We start from the raw sequence: 963 nt of genomic DNA, 5'->3' as shown, positions 1-963 counted from the left end.
CCGCGCGGCATCGCCGCCCTGCCGTCCGGCCTGCGCCCACCCGCCCTGCACACCTGGCCGTGCGCTCCGGTGTCGCCGTCGTCGCCGGTGCCACCGCCCTCGGCCTCGCCGTCTACCGCCGTCCGCGCCGCGCCCTGGCCGCCGGCGGCCTCGCCCTCGCCCTCCTCGCCGCCTCGGGCGGCACCGCGTACGCCACCTGGCGCCCTGATGCCGTCCTGGAGCCCAGGTTCTCCGGCCTGCTCACCTCGGCCCCCTCCCTGGTCGGCAACGCGCGCAGCATCGTCACGGAATTCGACGTCTACCAGAAGGAGTTGGCCCGCCTGGTCACCAACGTGACCAAGCTCTACGACGCCACCTCGACGCTGCCCGCCTACGCGCCCGACCCCTCCACGATCCGGGTCCTGCACGTCTCCGACATCCACCTCAACCCGGCGAGCTGGAAGATCATCGCCTCGCTCGTGGAGCAGTACAAGGTCGACGTCATCGTCGACTCCGGCGACACGATGGACCACGGCACGGCCGCAGAGAACGGCTTCCTGGACCCCATCGAGGACCTCGGGGCCCCCTACGTCTGGGTCCGCGGCAACCACGACTCGGTGATCACCCAGCGCTACATGGAGGACCTGAAGAACGTCCACGTCCTGGACGACGGAAAGGCACAGACGATCAAGGGCCTGCGCTTCGCGGGCATCGGCGACCCCCAGTTCACCCCCGACCGCTCCCAGCGGCCCGGCGCCGAGCAGTCCCAGGAACTGGCCGGCGCCCGCCTGGCCACGGCCTTGCGCGACCAGAGCACCGCGGGCACCCCGGTGGACATCGCCGTCGCCCACGAGCCCTCCGCCGCCCGCGAGGTCGACGGCGAGGCCCCCCTCGTCCTGGCCGGCCACCTCCACCACGACGAGATGGAGGACCTGCCGTACGGCACCCGGCTCCGCATCGAGGGCTCCACCGGCGGCAGCGGAC

Annotated in this window: 1 protein-coding gene; it reads left to right on the top strand. The window is 72.8% G+C overall.

Annotated features, from left to right (window positions below):
- Window positions 1-963: metallophosphoesterase (locus tag ABZ281_RS34740; RefSeq protein ID WP_356662044.1), on the top strand; the 963-nt coding region annotated here is incomplete at both ends.

The organism is Streptomyces sp. NPDC006265, from assembly GCF_040613555.1.
Lineage (GTDB): Bacteria > Actinomycetota > Actinomycetes > Streptomycetales > Streptomycetaceae > Streptomyces.
The sequence above is the reverse complement of the archived record's forward strand: the minus strand, read 5'-3'. Positions and strand labels throughout refer to the sequence as shown.